15 protein-coding genes are annotated in these 16,711 nt (G+C 41.9%); 10 read left to right on the top strand and 5 right to left on the bottom strand.

The genetic code is table 11. The features are described 5' to 3' along the window. Window positions 1-94: 94 nt before the first annotated feature. Complete coding sequence (locus H5162_RS17110; RefSeq protein ID WP_149982947.1) at window positions 95-943, top strand: DUF72 domain-containing protein; 849 nt, start codon at window positions 95-97, stop codon at window positions 941-943. Window positions 944-981: 38 nt separating this feature from the next. Next, on the top strand, window positions 982-1,479 hold the full coding sequence (locus H5162_RS17105) for a M48 family metallopeptidase (protein ID WP_149982946.1): 498 nt from the start codon (window positions 982-984) through the stop codon (window positions 1,477-1,479). A 48-nt stretch (window positions 1,480-1,527) separates the two neighbouring features. Here the strand turns inward: H5162_RS17105 and H5162_RS17100 are convergent, their stop codons facing one another. Then, the gene (locus H5162_RS17100) at window positions 1,528-2,421 is read right to left on the bottom strand and encodes a LysR family transcriptional regulator (protein WP_145242350.1); all 894 of its coding nucleotides are present in this window, start codon (window positions 2,419-2,421) and stop codon (window positions 1,528-1,530) included. 122 nt (window positions 2,422-2,543) lie between these two features. Between H5162_RS17100 and H5162_RS17095 the strand changes: the two genes are divergently transcribed. Further along, window positions 2,544-3,800: an adenylosuccinate synthase gene (locus H5162_RS17095; RefSeq protein ID WP_182779102.1), complete on the top strand. Its 1,257-nt coding sequence runs from the start codon at window positions 2,544-2,546 to the stop codon at window positions 3,798-3,800. 133 nt (window positions 3,801-3,933) lie between these two features. Here the strand turns inward: H5162_RS17095 and H5162_RS17090 are convergent, their stop codons facing one another. Beyond that, window positions 3,934-4,623 carry a DUF3334 family protein gene (locus tag H5162_RS17090; protein WP_145242354.1) on the bottom strand — a complete coding sequence of 230 codons (690 nt, stop codon included), beginning with the start codon at window positions 4,621-4,623 and terminating at the stop codon, window positions 3,934-3,936. Between the two features lie 115 nt (window positions 4,624-4,738). Here H5162_RS17090 and cmoA point away from each other — a divergent pair, with 115 nt between their 5' ends. The 5 genes from cmoA to H5162_RS17065 all read left to right on the top strand — a co-directional run bounded on the left by cmoA (window position 4,739) and on the right by H5162_RS17065 (window position 9,104). Next, the gene (cmoA, locus tag H5162_RS17085) at window positions 4,739-5,464 is read left to right on the top strand and encodes a carboxy-S-adenosyl-L-methionine synthase CmoA (protein ID WP_182779100.1); all 726 of its coding nucleotides are present in this window, start codon (window positions 4,739-4,741) and stop codon (window positions 5,462-5,464) included. 20 nt (window positions 5,465-5,484) lie between these two features. After that, window positions 5,485-6,453, top strand: coding sequence for a tRNA 5-methoxyuridine(34)/uridine 5-oxyacetic acid(34) synthase CmoB (cmoB, locus tag H5162_RS17080; protein ID WP_182717957.1), 969 nt, complete (start codon window positions 5,485-5,487; stop codon window positions 6,451-6,453). Between the two features lie 200 nt (window positions 6,454-6,653). Continuing rightward, window positions 6,654-7,706 (top strand): phosphoribosylformylglycinamidine cyclo-ligase, encoded by a 1,053-nt coding sequence (gene purM, locus H5162_RS17075; protein WP_145242360.1) that lies wholly within the window; start codon window positions 6,654-6,656, stop codon window positions 7,704-7,706. Beyond that, window positions 7,706-8,353, top strand: a complete 648-nt coding sequence (gene purN, locus H5162_RS17070) for a phosphoribosylglycinamide formyltransferase (protein ID WP_145242362.1) — start codon at window positions 7,706-7,708, stop codon at window positions 8,351-8,353. Before purM ends, purN begins: the two co-directional genes overlap by 1 nt. Further along, window positions 8,307-9,104 carry a DUF3108 domain-containing protein gene (locus tag H5162_RS17065; protein WP_404936108.1) on the top strand — a complete coding sequence of 266 codons (798 nt, stop codon included), beginning with the start codon at window positions 8,307-8,309 and terminating at the stop codon, window positions 9,102-9,104. Before purN ends, H5162_RS17065 begins: the two co-directional genes overlap by 47 nt. A gap of 103 nt (window positions 9,105-9,207) precedes the next feature. On the opposite strand, the gene H5162_RS17060 is transcribed toward H5162_RS17065, so the two are convergent. Continuing rightward, entirely contained in the window at window positions 9,208-9,972 is a 765-nt protein-coding gene (locus H5162_RS17060) for a class II glutamine amidotransferase (RefSeq protein ID WP_149982940.1), read from the bottom strand. Window positions 9,973-10,271: 299 nt separating this feature from the next. On the opposite strand from H5162_RS17060, the gene fadE reads away from it, so the two are divergent. Then, entirely contained in the window at window positions 10,272-12,728 is a 2,457-nt protein-coding gene (fadE, locus tag H5162_RS17055) for an acyl-CoA dehydrogenase FadE (RefSeq protein ID WP_149982939.1), read from the top strand. A 4-nt stretch (window positions 12,729-12,732) separates the two neighbouring features. On the opposite strand, the gene H5162_RS17050 is transcribed toward fadE, so the two are convergent. Both H5162_RS17050 and H5162_RS17045 read right to left on the bottom strand, forming a co-directional pair. After that, a complete protein-coding gene (locus tag H5162_RS17050) occupies window positions 12,733-13,848 on the bottom strand; it encodes a DUF6136 family protein (RefSeq protein WP_182732241.1) in 1,116 nt (371 codons plus the stop codon). Further along, window positions 13,845-14,435, bottom strand: a complete 591-nt coding sequence (locus tag H5162_RS17045) for an ATP-binding cassette domain-containing protein (protein WP_149982937.1) — start codon at window positions 14,433-14,435, stop codon at window positions 13,845-13,847. The genes H5162_RS17050 and H5162_RS17045 overlap by 4 nt, the downstream gene beginning before the upstream one ends. A 191-nt stretch (window positions 14,436-14,626) precedes the next feature. On the opposite strand from H5162_RS17045, the gene H5162_RS17040 reads away from it, so the two are divergent. Continuing rightward, window positions 14,627-16,573, top strand: a complete 1,947-nt coding sequence (locus H5162_RS17040) for a S9 family peptidase (RefSeq protein WP_182779098.1) — start codon at window positions 14,627-14,629, stop codon at window positions 16,571-16,573. The last annotated feature ends 138 nt before the right edge of the window (window positions 16,574-16,711 follow it).

The following is a 16,711-nucleotide window of genomic DNA, read 5'->3' as shown; positions in this document are numbered from 1 at the left end:
AGTTACTTGAAAATGCGAGCTCGGCAGCAGCTACTATGCTTTCAATTTATAGATTTGATATACTAACCAAAACACACAATCAGTTAACCGTTTTATGTTGTATTTAGGGTGTCCGCAGTGGTCAAGTACCGCATGGAAAGGCAATTTATTATCAAGTCACTGCAAAAATGCCGATATGTTGCACGAATACGCACAGGTGTTTAATTCAGTCGAAGGCAATACCAGCTTTTATGCCGATCCTAGTGTTGAATCATTAAATCGCTGGCGTGATGCTGTCGGCAATGACTTTAAATTTACTTTTAAATTCCATCGACGCTTTAGCCATGAATTACAGCTTACTCATATCGATGACGAACTCACTGCATGGTTTAATTTATTCGAGCCAATATTGTCTCATGTTGGGCAGATCATGTTGCAGCTACCAAGTAGTTTTAGCCCCAAACAACTGCCGTTATTAGCACAGTTTATTGCCAAGCTCCCGACAGGTTTAAACTACGGCGTTGAAGTTCGCCACCCCGAATTTTTTAAGAAAGGCGCAGCCGAAATTGCCTTTAATCAGCTATTAATAGCAAACAATGTCAACCGTATCTCAATGGACACCCGCGCATTATTTGCAGTTAAGCCGAACACTGAAGCACTCATCGATGCCCAACAAAAAAAGCCCCATTTACCCGTGCATGCCATTGCAACAGGCAATCAACCTATGGCCCGCTTTGTGATTGCCGATTTAGATCATGACTATAAAAGCTATTACCAACCGTGGCTTAAAAAAGTAAAACAATGGCTTGATGAGGGTAAGCACCCGTATGTATTTTTTCATACTGCAGATAACCGCCAAGCACCATTATTAGCACGCGAGTTTTGCCAAGATTTAGGTTACCAGCACCCCGTGCTAAACCCTTTCACTGGTGAAAAAGAAGCCAGTCAAGCCAGCCTTTTTTGACTCGCTTTGAAAATTAATTAACTACAAAGAAGTATTGAATGAGTGATTTTAAACGCTATTTTAGCGGCTATCCAGAGCAAATTGTAACGCAAGTAATGCAGCTTATTGAAAATGATAAACACGGCGCGTATTTAACTAAAAAATACCCCAGCTCCCATAATATTACCAGTGACAAGTCGTTATACGCATACGCCACTGAGCTTAAAAAGCGCTATTTAAAAAATGCGCCACCGTTTGGCCGCGCCGCGTTTAAAAAACAAGGCGATATGGTCACTAATGCACTAGGTACTCATACGTATCGTATGCAAGGTAAAACCCGCAAGCACGATTTAGCCATCAACAGTGATTTACTGCGTGCACCAGAGGAATTACTCAAAGCTTTAGTAGTACACGAGCTCGCCCACTTTAAGGAAAAAGACCATAACAAAAGCTTTTACGCCCTGTGCTGCCACATGGAGCCAAGCTACCATCAACTCGAATTAGATTTACGGATTTTTTGTGTGCTAGTAGCTGAAGGTAAAAACCCATACACATAAAAATAACTGAATCACAAAGTACATAGCCGTACAGTTAACATATAAATACTATGCAAGATGAGTACGGGAGATTTCTTCATTGACCCAATGTAGTAATTGCTTTATCGCTTTTGAAAGTACCTGATTTTGCCTCACTATATAACCTAAACTGGTAGTTGGAAATTGCGGTAATGCGGTCACTGTGGTGGTTAGATTTGCTTTACTGCGCAGGGAAAACTCTGGCACGATGGCAACGCCAAACCCCGCTTCAGCCCAATCAATTTGCGCATCGACACTGCCCACTTCCATCACCCGGTAATTTGGTAAGTTTAAAGATGGCAAGGCACTATCGAGCAAGTCTCGGGTTCGCGTATCATGGCCGAGTAAGATTAATGTTGGCGGCTCAGTCAGTGTAACATTGTTATCGTTTTTGGCTTGCTGCCATAACTTTAAATGATTACCTAATGCACACCATTTTATCTGCTGTAATTGCGTAAAATGCAGCGGCTCACTTTCTTTTTGGGCAATCACAAACCCTAAATCAGCTTCAGCACTTTTAACCAATGCTGACGCTTGAGAAGACGTTGTATTGAGCAAAGTAAAGTCAATGCCAGGAAACTGGCGCTTAAAAAGCTGAAAAGGCTCAATCAACAATAAACGAGAAATTATATCACTGGCGGCAATTGTCAGTGTGCCTTGGCTGAGATCATTAATCGCATTTAAGTCAGATTGGCAAACCTGTAATTCCCATAAGGTTTTTTGTCCAGACTCTAATAGCCGTAAACCTGCTTGGGTCAAACTAAAGGGATTACGTTCTATCAGTTTAACCCGTGTCGTTTTTTCTAACTGCTTAATATGCAAGCTAACATTTGGCTGTGTCATATGCAGCGCATTGGCTGTTTTACCAAAGTGCTTTAACTCAGCCAATGTGACAAAAGTTTTTAACCAGTGAATATCTAGCATCTTTATGACCTTAATGGTGTGAAATCGATATGAAATTCTTATCAAGATAATAATTATAATTAATTTCTCTTATTTTAATAGAGCGCATACCATATTCGTTCAATCAATTTGGAGATTAAATTATGCCGTCAATTGTTGTTGTAGGTGCAAACTGGGGTGATGAAGGCAAAGGCCGTATCGTCGATTTTCTAGCTGAGAACGCATCTGCGAGCATTCGCTTTCAAGGTGGTAACAACGCCGGACATACCGTTGTGAATGACTTTGGTACGTTTAAACTACACCAATTACCAAGCGGTATTTTTAATCCTGATTGTATTGCAGTACTAGGCCCAGGCATGGTGATAAGCCCTGCGGCATTAAGCGAAGAAATAGCCGAAGTTAACGCCGCCGGTGTTGATGTAAAATTATGTATTTCTGATCGTGCAACGTTATGCTTACCATTACACGCCCTTGAAGATACCCTCGAAGAAGTGCGCTTAGGCGATGCCGCTTACGGCTCTACTCGTCAAGGAATTGCACCTGCATACGGCGACCGAGTAATGAAAAAAGGTATTTTAGTTGGCTGGTTAAATCAGCCAGACGTTTTATTAGAGCGTATTCAATTTATGCTGGATTGGAAAATGCCACAGCTAAAAGCCCTTTACCCAAGCTGTGATTTTTCACAAACAGCTGAACAAATGACTGAGTGGTTATTAGCTGTCAGCGCTCCTTGGCGTGAATTTATTTGTAATGTAACAGAGCCTTTAAAAGCACTGCAAAAGCAAGATGCCAACTTATTGTTTGAAGCGCAACTAGGCGCAGGCCGCGATTTAGTTTACGGCGAATACCCGTATACTACATCATCAAACGTGACTGCTGCCTATGCAGGAATTGGCAGCGGACTGCCAGCTTTGCGCCCTGAGCGTGTTATCGCTGTGGCTAAATCATTTAGCTCATCTGTTGGTACAGGTACACTCGTTACCGCCATGGCAGAGCAAGACAATTTTCGTGAAAGCGCGAACGAATATGGCGCAGTGACTGGCCGCCCACGTGATATGGGTTATTTTGATGCAGTTGCCACCCGTAACGGTGTTGAATTACAAGCAGCTACTGAAATCGCTTTAACCAAAATTGATTGCCTATCTGGCATGAAAGATTTAAAAATCTGCGTTGGTTATGCAGGCGATCACAGCGAAAACCCTATTTGGCCACAAACAGCGGCTTTAACGCCAATCTATGAAAGCATGCCAGCGTGGGATGAAGATATTACCGGTTGTCGCACCTTCGACAGTCTGCCTGCTGCAGCGCAGCATTACGTAGAGCGCATCGAAGTACTGATGGGAGTACCTGTAAGTATGGTGTCTGTGGGCCCTGAACGTGAGCAAATGATTATCCGCTAAATTTATAGCATAGCGTTTTTTATCATTCAATTGAGCACAATAATATTGGGTTTCATTACGAAACCCAATATTATGCACTGTATTAATAACTAAATGCTTTGACCTGCGATTTAATGTCCTTGCAAGGTGTTATTTAAAGTCCAAGTTCTGCCATAAAGTCGTCATCTAAATCACTTGCTTTAGCAGCATCATCAGCAGCTTTTTGTTTTTCTGCTTTATGCTTTGCTTCGTTTTCAATGATGTCATCTGGGTCAATAGCTTCAGCAATATCAAAATCGTGTAATTTGATAAACTCAGTTTTATCCATTGCTAATTCTAAATAAAAGATATTTTGTTTACTGGTGGTAAATGTCACGCGCCGTGCTTGCGGTCTATCCATCGTAGTATCGACCGAAATCTGTACTTGCTTATTGATGGCCATCATCTTCGGTTGATTTTGGGTAATTGAAGTATGTAACTGCTCGCGTACCTTTGAAGTAAAATCACCAACGATTTGGTTCATCAATTCACCGAGTACATTTGATACGTCGTCCGATAAGTGGCTATGAGCTAGTTCTTCTTCAGGCATCCCCATATTACGCATGTAATCATGATAAATCTCCATCGCCGCTTGCGAGGTGAAATTAGTAATTACCAGTCCTGTAAATCCGCCATCAAATAATACAAAACAACCGATATCAGGACGCATACAGGTGCGGGTTATTTTTTGTACCATTGCTGAGTAGCTAATGCTATTACCACTTGCCGACGACAATACACTCGTTACAGAATGGCAAAGGGTTGCCAATATATCATCTGTGCTGATCACTTTACTTTTGCTCATAAACTTCTCTTTTTCTACTTGTTATTCATTATTCTAGCCAAGCTACTGAAATTATCACTGACTATCCAGCATAAAATGCTAAAATAGCCCTATTATTTTTCAAGAGACTGTTTGTGTGAACATAAAAGACAGCATTTATGCCACTGAGCAAGCGGTTAAAGACTTTAGCTTTGACCAACATGTAGTAGAAGTTTTCCCAGATATGATCCAGCGCTCAGTTCCGGGTTATGCAACCATTGTTAGTACGATGGGTAAATTGGCCGGTGAATATGCGCAACGCAATTCAAACCTTTATGATTTGGGCTGTTCCCTTGGGGCAGTAACATTAAGCATGCGCCGTAATATCCGCACTGATAATTGCCATATTATTGCCGTTGATAATTCACAAGCCATGGTTGAGCGCTGTAAATTACATTTGCACGGCTTTCGCTCAGAAGTGCCTGTTACAGTGACGCTTGGTGATATTAATGAGCTAAATATTGAAAACGCGTCAGTGGTCGCCATGAACTTTACTTTACAGTTTATTCCACCCGCACAGCGCCAAGCCGTGCTTGAAAAAATATACGCGAATTTAAAACCCGGTGGTGTATTGCTGTTAAGCGAAAAAATCAAAGGCGAGAACGAGCAATGCGATAACTTGCTGATTGACTTGCACCACGATTTTAAACGCCACAATGGTTATTCTGAATTAGAAATTAGCCAAAAACGTACCGCCATTGAGAATGTAATGCGCCCAGATACTTTAAATGCTCACCTTTCTCGACTTACCGATATTGGCTTTAGCCAAACCCAAGTGTGGTATCAATGTTTTAATTTTTGCTCACTGGTAGCAATCAAGTAACAAATATAAAGAGTAATTCAATGTCTCAATGGTTTAACCAATTTTACGCCGCAATCGCACAAAGCCCGCTAAGTCACTGGCTGGAAACGCTACCTAGCCAATTAAAACACTGGCAATTAGAGGCAAGTCACGGTGATTTACCAAAATGGCAGAAAGTGTTAAAAAACTTGCCTGAAGTGGCGACCAAACACGTCAATATTATCGACAAAGTTGAAATTGGTGCCCCAGGCGAAATGACCGACGGCGAACAAAAACAAGTTACACACTTATTAAAACGAATGATGCCATGGCGTAAAGGCCCTTTCAGCCTACACGGTATTGAAATTGATACTGAATGGCGCAGCGATTGGAAGTGGGACCGTTTATTACCGCACATTGAGCCGCTAAAAGGCCGCACGGTTTTAGACATCGGCTGTGGCTCTGGCTATCACTTATGGCGGATGCGCGGTGAAGGCGCTGAGTTTGTGGTTGGCATTGATCCGTCTGATTTATTTTTATGTCAGTTTCAAGCCATCAAACACTTTAACCCAGATGAAAACGTGCATTTATTACCGCTAGGTGTTGAAGCCCTGCCTGAGTTAAAAGCCTTTGATACGGTGTTTTCGATGGGTGTGCTTTATCATCGTCGTTCCCCTATCGACTTTTTAGCACAATTAAAAGCGCAGCTTCGCCCAGGTGGTGAATTAGTGCTTGAAACCTTAGTCATTGAAGGCGATGAAAACACAGTACTCGTGCCCACTGACCGCTATGCGAAGATGCGTAACGTGTGGTTTATTCCGAGCACGGCAGCGCTAAAACTCTGGATGGAACGTGTTGGTTTTAAAGATGTGCAAGTGAAAGACTGCGCTATTACAACGCTTGAAGAACAACGTAAATCAGATTGGATGGAAAACGAGTCCCTGATCGACTTTTTAGATCCAAACGATACTAGTAAAACCATTGAAGGTTACCCAGCGCCGTTGCGTGCAATTTTGACTGCAAAGGCTTAATACTAAAGGAACTAGGTTTTAGGTGCTAGGAACTACCTAGCACCTGCTACCTAAATCTATTGTGTCATTATACGGACAAGTGTCCTTGTCAATAATAGTAAACTCATATTTGAACTAGCCGCGCCCTTGCAATTGTTGTAAAATACGCGCGTTTCTAAGCATACACATGCAAAACCATGCAACTTTTTTGAGGAAATCCTGTGAGCGAACAAAAACAGTCTCTAAGTTATAAAGACGCGGGCGTAGATATCGATGCCGGTAACGCACTTGTTGAGCGTATTAAAGGCGTAGTTAAAAAAACCCGTCGTCCTGAAGTTATGGGCGGAATTGGTGGCTTTGGCGCACTTTGCGAAATCCCAGCTGGTTATAAGCAACCAGTACTTGTTGCAGGCACTGATGGTGTTGGTACTAAGTTACGCTTAGCTATCGACCTTAAAAAACACGATACTGTAGGTATCGATTTAGTTGCTATGTGTGTAAATGACCTTATCGTTCAAGGTGCTGAGCCATTATTTTTCCTAGATTATTATGCAACAGGCAAACTTGATGTTGATACTGCCGCAGACGTAGTAACAGGCATTGGTAAAGGCTGTGAGATCTCTGGCTGTGCATTAATTGGTGGCGAAACTGCTGAAATGCCAGGTATGTACGAAGGCGAAGATTACGACATGGCTGGTTTTTGTACTGGCGTAGTTGAAAAAGCAAATATCATCGATGGCACAAAAGTAGCTGCTGGTGATCAACTGATCGCGCTTGCATCAAGCGGCCCGCATTCAAATGGCTTCTCATTAATTCGTAAAGTACTTGAAGTATCAAATGCTGATACAAGTGCTGAATTTGAAGGTAAAACATTAGGCGAAACTCTGCTTGAACCTACACGTATTTACGTTAAACCATTACTTGAGCTGTTCAAGCAGGTAGATGTTCATGCTCTTTCGCATATTACTGGCGGCGGCTTTTGGGAAAATATCCCACGCGTATTACCAGAGTCTGCAAAAGCAGTTGTTAAAGGTGATAGCTGGCAGTGGCCTGGTATTTTCAATTGGTTACAAGAAAACGGTAACATCACCACCCACGAAATGTACCGCACATTTAACTGTGGTGTAGGTATGGTATTGGTTGTGCCTGCTGACAAACTTGAGCAAAGCTTAAGCATCTTAAAAGAGCTTGGCGAAAATGCTTGGCACCTTGGTGAGATCCATGATGCCAAAGCTGGCGAAGAGCAAGTAGAAATCCTAGGCGGCCGTGATTAATGGCCCCTGCTCGTCTAGTAGTCTTAATTTCAGGTAGTGGCTCTAATTTACAAGCCATCATTGACGCCTGTAATAACGGCGAGATAAATGCAAACATAGCGGCTGTTATTAGTAATAAAGCAGACGCTTATGGCCTTGAGCGAGCAAAGCAAGCGGGCATTGCAACAGCAGTGCTCAGCCATAAAGATTTTGACTCGCGCGAAGCCTACGATGCGCAATTAATGAACGTTATTGATTCTTTTGCACCAAATCTAGTTGTATTAGCTGGGTTTATGCGTATTCTTACTCCTAACTTAGTGCAAAAATTTAAAGGAAAAATGTTGAACATTCATCCTTCTTTGTTGCCTAAGTACCAGGGGCTGAATACCCACCAAAGAGCAATTGATGCAAAAGATGACATTCATGGCGTAAGTGTGCACTTTGTTACTGAAGAGTTAGACGGTGGTCCTGTCATTCTTCAAGCCAAAGTACCCGTGCTGGCAGATGATACTGCTGACACATTAGCAAAACGCGTGCATGCACAAGAGCATATAATTTACCCTTTGGTGGTCAAGTGGTTCAGTGAACAACGACTTACTATGGAAGCAGATTATGCAGTTCTTGACAAAAAACAACTTCCTGCACACGGCGCGCACTACCCAGAATAAAAAACTAAGTGCCTTGCTATTGTGTGCGGGCACTTTATTACTTCCTACTAGTTTAATTGCTGGTGAACTTACTCAATTTGAAGCTAACTATGATATTTTGCGCAAAGGCGAAAACCATGGTCAAGGCGTCCGCACATTAAAAAAACTAGCAGATAACAGTTACCAAGTTAGCTACCACAGTGACATTGAGTGGATGATATTCTCAGATTCACGCAAAGAAACATCAAATTTTACTTTCAGCGACAAAAAAATCACGCCTGAAAGTTATAGCATGATCCGCACAGGCACAGGCCCGGATAAAGAATATACACTGCAATTTGACCACACTAAAAAACTCGTAAACAGCAGTGAAAGTAAATACCCTATTGAGTGTGAGTGGTCTGAGCAATTTCAAGACTCAATTTCATACCAAGTACAAGTGCGCGAAGAATTAAAAATGGGTAAAACCAGCTTTTCGTATCCGTTAGTTGATAAAAAAGGCAACTGCCGTGAGTATAACTTTGAGGTCGTTGGTAAAGAGACTATTTCCCTACCAATCGGTAATATCGAAGCGATCAAAGTAAAACGCTTATATGATAATGATAAACGCCAAGCGCTTGCATGGTTCGCCCCTGAAATGGATTACATGCTAGTCAGGATGTGGAAAGGCGAAAAAGGCGTAGAACAATTTGAAGTGCAACTTAACTCGTTCACGGTAACCAGCCCAGTTGCATTACCTGAAGAAGTTAAAAACGAAATAACACCAGAATAAATTGCTTTCAAGATGCAAGACGAAAGGCTCAAGTGTGACGATCATAACTTGGGCTTTTCAGCTTATAACCATATTAATTAAGTTCAAACGTTAAAACTGACGGCTAAATTAACTCACCCATTTTAAACAACGCAAATTCACCTGGTTCCATTTTTTGCCAACGCTCATCGTTGGTCAGTGGCCGAGTAGCGATCACCGTTACGACATCATTTGGCGTAGTTTCTTGTTGAAAATCTACCACCATATCTGCATCAATTAACGTAGCCTTACCGAACGGCGCACGGCGGGTGATCCAATGCAAATTATTAGTACAATACGCTAACACATACACACCATCAGTCAGCAACATATTAAACACACCTTTTTCACGTAAAGTGTGTGCAAGCTTTGCCGCATAACGAAACACTGACGCCATATTAGCTGGACGTTTAGGGTATTTTTCACGAATTTGATCGAGTAACCAACAAAACGCCAGTTCACTGTCGGTATTACCCACTGGCCGATAATATTCAGGTTTTAAATCATGATAATTCGAAAGCTGACCATTATGCGCGTAGGTCAGCTCCCTGCCCCACAACTCACGGGTAAAAGGATGCGTATTTTCAAGACAGACACGGCCACGATTACCTTGGCGAATATGGCTAATCACCGAGACACTTTTAATGGGATAGGCCTTTACTAACTTGGCAATTTCAGACTGACAGCTAGGCTCAGGATCTTTAAAAGTACGACACCCCTTCCCTTCATAAAAAGTAATGCCCCAGCCATCTTTATGCGGACCTGTGTTACCACCGCGCTCTAACAGCCCTGAAAAACTAAAACAAATATCTGTAGGCACATTCGCCGACATGCCAAGCAACTCACACATAAAATAAATTAACCTTTCAAAAATTTTTATACTTTTAAAATACTGCTTTTTAAAAAGCGTAAACCCGTAACTTAGGCCTTAGCGGCATTGTTAAACATAAGCAAGGGCAAGGCAAGCAAGAAAACAGCTTAATTTTTTCTCAAATAAATCATACTGACGAATCACACATTTATCCGTATGCTGATGTGCACAGATTACAAAATAACAGTCACTGATATTTTCACTAAGCTACTTGATAATTATTCACTCTAGCGCTACTCTAACTAAAGGTGGTCTGACCTCTATTAAGGATTGAATACATGACACTCATATTTACACTTGGTTTAATCGTGCTGCTCAGCATCGCGAGTTACCACAGAGCGAGCTGGAATACTGCCCTTGGCGTTTCCATCGCAACACTTGTCATTGGTACCTTTGCAGGTGCATTTGGCGCAATTAGCTGGTTGATCTTCTTGATCATTGCAGTGCCATTGTCTGTTACTGGCATTCGTCAGCAATATATTATTAAACCTATTTTTGCCATGTTTAAAAAAGTTACTCCAACTATGTCTGAAACTGAAAAATCAGCCATTGATGCGGGTACAACATGGTGGGAAGCCGATCTTTTTTGCGGCCGTCCTGATTGGAACAAATTACACCAATACCCAATGCCTAAATTGACAATCGAAGAGCAAGCCTTTATCGATGGTCCAGTTGAGGTGGTATGTAGTATGTTGGACGACTGGGAAGCAACTCATGAGTTAACCGATTTACCACAAGATGTTTGGCAATACCTAAAAGATAATAAATTCTTTGCCATGATCATTAAAAAAGAATATGGCGGCCTGCAATTTTCTGCCTTTGCACAATCGTGTGTACTGCAAAAGTTAACCAGTAAATCTACCCTGCTTTCATCAATTGTAGGCGTTCCTAATTCATTAGGTCCGGGCGAATTGTTACAGCACTATGGTACTAAAGAACAAAAAGATCATTACTTACCTCGCCTTGCTAGTGGTCAAGAGATCCCATGCTTTGCCTTAACTTCACCAGAAGCAGGCTCTGATGCCAGCGCCATTCCAGATTATGGTGTGGTATGTAAAGGTATGTGGGAAGGCGAAGAAGTCATTGGTCTTAGCCTAACATGGAACAAACGTTATATTACGCTAGCGCCTGTTGCGACAGTATTAGGTCTGGCGTTTAAACTACAAGACCCAGATGGTCTACTAAGCGATGTTAAAGAGCCAGGTATTACTTGTGCACTTATTCCTACAGACATGCCAGGTGTTGAAATTGGTCGTCGTCATTTCCCGCTAAATGTACCATTTCAGAATGGTCCTACTCGTGGTAAAGACATTTTCGTACCGCTTGATTACATTATTGGTGGACCAGAAATGGCCGGCCAAGGCTGGCGCATGCTGGTTGAATGTTTATCGGTTGGTCGTGCTATTACATTGCCGTCAAACTCAACGGGTGGTATTAAAACAATTGCACTTGCAAGTGGTGCATACAGCCGTATTCGTCGTCAATTCCGTTTACCTATTGGCCAAATGGAAGGTGTTGAAGAGTCATTAGCAAAACTAGCAGGTTATGCGTACAGCTCAGATGCGGCTGTTAGCATGTCAACTGGTGCGGTTGATTTAGGCGAAAAGCCATCGGTTGTTTCGGCAATCATTAAATACCATTTAACCGAGCAAATGCGTGATTCAACCAACCATGCAATGGATGTTCACGGCGGTAAAGGTATTATGCTTGGGCCAAATAACTATTTAGGTCGTGGCTATCAAGGTGCACCAATTGCCATCACTGTTGAAGGTGCAAATATCTTGACCCGTAATATGATTATTTACGGTCAAGGTGCCATTCGCTGCCATCCATTTGTACTGACTGAATTGGGTGCCTGCGCAATCGAAGATCGTGAAGAAGCGCTAGCGGTATTTGATAAAGCGTTAATGGGCCACATCGGCTTTACTATGTCTAACCTTGTACGTACTAAGTGGATGAGCTTTACCGGAGCCCGTTTTGCAACTACGCCATTTAAAGACGAAACAGCTGAGTTTTACCGTACTGCGTCACGCTTTAGCGCGTCACTTGCATTGATGTCTGACATTAGCATGGCTGTATTTGGTGGCTCACTAAAACGTAAAGAGCGTATTTCCGCTCGTTTAGGTGATTTGCTTAGTTACCTTTATTTAGTGTCTGCAACGCTGAAACGTTATAACGATGAAGGCCGTAAAAAAGAAGATTTACCGCTTGTACAATGGAGCTGTCAAGATCACCTTTACCACTGTCAACGTGCACTTGCTGATTTAATTAACAATATGCCATCAGCTCCGCTTCGTGCAGCACTTAAGTTGATGTTGTTCCCGTTCGGTCGTCCAGTTCGTAAACCAACTGATAAACTTGAGCATAAATTAGCACAAATTTTACAAGTACCTAGCGAAACACGTAACCGTTTAGCAAGCTACGTATACTTAACAAATGAACCACTTAACTTAGTTGGTCGTCAAGAGCAAACGCTTAAAGACGTGCTAGCTGTTGAACCTTTATTTGATAAGGTATGTCGTGAAAAAGGCGTTAAACTGCCTTTCTTCCAGCTTGATAAAGTTGCTCAGATGGGACTTGAAGCGGGTATTTTAACGCAAGCAGAGGCTGATCAGCTGGCAAGCGTTGAAAAAGCACGTTTAGATGTTATTAACGTTGACGACTTTGACCCTGCAGATTTATTAGCAGGCAAAGCCGCACGTAATAACACGGCAAAAAAGGCGAATGCTGCTTAACATATTAAGTTAACACAGCCAACAGCCCGCCTGTTGTAATCATCCAAACCAGCGCAAAATGCGCTGGTTTTTTTTGTGCTATATATAATTGTAATATACACCAGCCAACACTCAGGCTCAGTAATAACCATTCTATTTGTTCAACAAACAGCAGATAGCTGCTCAGTGTTATCAAAAAGAACAAGCAACTTGGCATAAATTGGCTGATAAAAAACACCCGTTGTTGATAATTTGCTTGAAAAAACAACTGATACTTATCATGTAACTTACCACAATCAAATTGCAGTGAGCTGGTAAACAACACCATAAAAGCTGCGGCTATCACGTTAAATATAGCCTCTAAATCAGCACGCTCATTGAGCAAAGTAGTGATTGCCATAAATACACACAACAATAAAGCCACTCGCCATACTAGTACCCTGCTATGTTGCATAAAAAAGCTCAGCCAAAAAGTAGATAATGCATTGATCGGTAACTGGTCGCTCAGCGAAAATGCTGGCAACAACATGCTCAGCGCAAATAATATAATAAAGCCACAGTGATAGGCTAACGGCGCTATATTAATCGGTAGCAAGACTAAAATAGCAGTAAATACTAAGCCATATATTAATGCTCTTGGCTTGTACAAACACAGTACACCGAGGCTAAACTGCAGTAACATAAACAGCACAAAATGGGGTGCTCGTAGCCACTGTGAATAGTTTAAATCCAGCGCAATTACAGCACTTGCTAGCAACCAGCCATTGCTTAAAAGCAATAGTTTTATATCCATTAACTTAAGCCAGTTTGACCTTACAATAGTGCGTTGAAAGAGCCGCTGCTGACTATTTTGAATGGCTGATTTCATTGCACTGAGCATCACGCTTTGCAGTAATAGATACAGCCACGCCATTTGAGCGCCATATTGCGGCGCATCTATGCTGTCGATGATTTTGCCCAGACCTAAAAATAACAGCAAAATCATTCCAAGCATGGCTGAGCCAAGTACCACTAAAAATAATAAGCCGAAGTTTTTAAGTTGCTGTAGTAGTTGTGCCAGCTCAATTTTATAGGCCTGATAACGATACTGCATAAATGAGCGATATTGTGCAATCTCAAGCTTAATACCTAGCTTGCTCATAAGGGGACACACTCAAAGCCATGCTCGATAAACGGCGCCGGCTCATGGCAAGTGATAATGATTTGCCCATGCGCTTTATCTGCTAAATAATTATCTAGTAAACCAAGTAAATATATAATGCTGGCTTGATCAAGTGCCGCACTGGGCTCATCTAGTAACAAATACGGCGCACCACGCATTAACGCTAAAATTAATTGGCACTTTTTTTGATTACCCGATGACAACGCATCAAAACGAGTCGCTAAAAAATCTGAAAAATTAAAGCCGCTGATAAGCGCTGTCGGCCAATCGCAGCCTAAACTGCTAACCGTTAAATTGATAATTTGTTTCGCGGTTAAAAACTCAGGCAGCGCGATGCGATCACTGGCAATTGCTACCTGTTTATAAGGCTCAGACAACACCTTGCCTGCAAATAATATCTGTCCACTTTGTGGTTGCTCAAGTCCAGCAAGCATCATTAGCAGCGTGGTTTTACCTTGACCGTTCGGTGCTTCAATACATACTCTCGGTGCTGTAAAGCTGATGCGATAATCTTTATATAGGATGTTTTGGGAAAATTGCTTGTGTAAACCACTAACTTCAATCATCACTTTCCTTTTATATGAGAGAGCCTTTTATATGAGTGAGTATTATAACGTAGGCTGTATTTTTAACGATACAGGCTTTGTAACACTTTGTTGCAGTTAAAATCAGCTAAAAACTTGCGTTAAAATAGGGTTAGGGCAACACTAAAACCGGTAAAAATATGATTAGATAACAATAAACCAAGGAATGTACTATGAACAAAAAATTGCAATTTGCCGCACTCGCCTGTGCAATCAGTATTGCCTTGAGCGGTTGTAGCCAATCAACCTCAACAACAGCCGTCACCACAGTACAGTCGCAGCAAACTCAGCAAGTTAGCACTTATAATGCTAAAACCTTCTTTGATACGACCGCAATTATGGGCAGTAGCTTTTCACCCAATGGCGATAAAGTACTGGTAAGCTCTGATGAAAGTGGTATTTACAGCTTGTATGAAGTAGATGCAAAAACAGGCAACAAAACCCGCTTAACCAATTTTCAGGATAGCACCTACCCTGTCCGTTACTTCCCAAATGATGAAAGGGTCCTCTTTGGCAAAGATTCTGGCGGCAATGAGCGCTTTCACGTCTACGTCCGTGAACTTGACGGGTCAATAACAGATTTAACCCCCGGCGATGAAACCCGCGCAAGCTTTGCAGGATTTACAGAAGATAGCAGCGAGTTTTTTATTACTAGTAACCAGCGCGATGCTAAATTTATGGACTTATACCGCGTTGATAGTAAAACCTATAAAATCACCCCTGTTTATCAAAATACTCTTGGTTTAGATGTCGGAGCAATCAGCCCCGATGGCCGCTATATCGCACTATCTAAAAATAACACCAATAAAGACAGCGACACATTTATTCTCGATACCTATAAAAAGACCCTCAAACCACAGCTAATTTCAAAACACAATACACCAGCTCAATACACGCCTGAAACCTTCTCTGTTGATAGTAAATACTTATACTACTCAACGGATGCTAAAGGCGAGTTTTCACAAGTGTGGCGTTATGAGTTGGCCTCAGAGGAGCATAGCCCTGTATTAAAAGATAATTGGGATGTCAGCTTCATTTATTTTTCTAAATCAGGGCGTTATCAAGTCAGCGGTGTCAATGCCGATGCCAGCACTAAAGTCACGGTGATTGATACCCAGTCAGACAAAGAGATTGCGATGCCTCAGTTACCCGCAGGTAACTTACGTGGTGTTAACTTTTCTGCAGATGAAAAAAGCATGGCGTTTTACTTAAATTCAGATACCTCGCCAAGTAACCTGTTTGTCTGGCAAGTGGGTAGTGATAAGGCACAGCAATTAAGTAATACTTTAAGCAAAGAGATAGATCAAAATGATTTAGTTGAAAGTACCATAGTGCGCTTTAAAAGCTTTGACGGTTTAGAGATACCCGGCGTACTTTATAAACCCAAGCAAGCCAGTAGCAATAATAAAGTGCCAGCGCTAATTTGGGTGCACGGTGGCCCAGGAGGCCAAAGCCGCACTGGTTACAGTGCAATGCAACAACATTTAGTCAATCATGGCTATGCTATTTTTGCGGTTAATAACCGTGGCAGTTCAGGCTATGGTAAAACCTTTTTTCATTTAGATGATAAAAAACACGGCACCGACGACTTACAAGACATTGTTTACGGTAAAAAACACTTACAAAGTTTAGATTGGGTCGATGCAGAAAAAATCGGTATCATAGGTGGCAGCTACGGTGGCTTCATGACCGCAGCAGCGCTTGCTTTTGAGCCTGAAGAATTCAAAGTGGGCATTAATATTTTTGGTGTCACCAACTGGGTAAGAACGCTCAACTCAATTCCACCGTGGTGGGAAAGCTTTAAAAAAGCGTTGTACGATGAAATGGGCGACCCTGCAACGGACGGCGAGCGTCATCGTGCAATCTCACCGCTATTCCATGCTAAGAATATCACCAAACCATTAATGGTTATTCAAGGCGCCAACGATCCGCGCGTATTACAGATAGAAAGTGATGAGTTAGTTGCCGCAGTGAAAGCCAATGGCGTACCGGTCGAATATGTATTATTTGACGATGAAGGTCATGGTTTTAGCAAAAAAGAAAACCGTATAAGTGCCTCCAACGCGTATCTAAACTTTTTAGATACCTACTTAAAAGAACGCTTTGGCCCACAAGGCTAATATATTAAAGCTGACTAGAAGTTTAATTATAAGCCTGTAATTCTGATCAAGATTGCAGGTTTTATTATGTTCTTTGTCAAGTTCAGATAAGATAACTGATAGCTGATAGCTGATAGCTGATAGCTGATAGCTGATAGC

The organism is Pseudoalteromonas sp. SR41-8 (genome assembly GCF_014163915.1).
Classification (GTDB): Bacteria; Pseudomonadota; Gammaproteobacteria; order Enterobacterales; family Alteromonadaceae; genus Pseudoalteromonas; species Pseudoalteromonas rhizosphaerae.
The sequence above is the reverse complement of the archived record's forward strand: the minus strand, read 5'-3'. Positions and strand labels throughout refer to the sequence as shown.

Bases quoted from the DNA above. Each gene is read 5' to 3' on its own strand.
- H5162_RS17110 (WP_149982947.1), top strand. From the start codon at position 95: ATGTTGTATTTAGGGTGTCCGCAGTGGTCAAGTACCGCATGGAAAGGC.
- H5162_RS17105 (WP_149982946.1), top strand. From the start codon at position 982: ATGAGTGATTTTAAACGCTATTTTAGCGGCTATCCAGAGCAAATTGTA.
- H5162_RS17100 (WP_145242350.1), bottom strand. From the start codon at position 2,421: ATGCTAGATATTCACTGGTTAAAAACTTTTGTCACATTGGCTGAGTTA.
- H5162_RS17095 (WP_182779102.1), top strand. From the start codon at position 2,544: ATGCCGTCAATTGTTGTTGTAGGTGCAAACTGGGGTGATGAAGGCAAA.
- H5162_RS17090 (WP_145242354.1), bottom strand. From the start codon at position 4,623: ATGAGCAAAAGTAAAGTGATCAGCACAGATGATATATTGGCAACCCTT.
- cmoB (WP_182717957.1), top strand. From the start codon at position 5,485: ATGTCTCAATGGTTTAACCAATTTTACGCCGCAATCGCACAAAGCCCG.
- purN (WP_145242362.1), top strand. From the start codon at position 7,706: ATGGCCCCTGCTCGTCTAGTAGTCTTAATTTCAGGTAGTGGCTCTAAT.
- H5162_RS17060 (WP_149982940.1), bottom strand. From the start codon at position 9,972: ATGTGTGAGTTGCTTGGCATGTCGGCGAATGTGCCTACAGATATTTGT.
- fadE (WP_149982939.1), top strand. From the start codon at position 10,272: ATGACACTCATATTTACACTTGGTTTAATCGTGCTGCTCAGCATCGCG.
- H5162_RS17050 (WP_182732241.1), bottom strand. From the start codon at position 13,848: ATGAGCAAGCTAGGTATTAAGCTTGAGATTGCACAATATCGCTCATTT.
- H5162_RS17045 (WP_149982937.1), bottom strand. From the start codon at position 14,435: ATGATTGAAGTTAGTGGTTTACACAAGCAATTTTCCCAAAACATCCTA.
- H5162_RS17040 (WP_182779098.1), top strand. From the start codon at position 14,627: ATGAACAAAAAATTGCAATTTGCCGCACTCGCCTGTGCAATCAGTATT.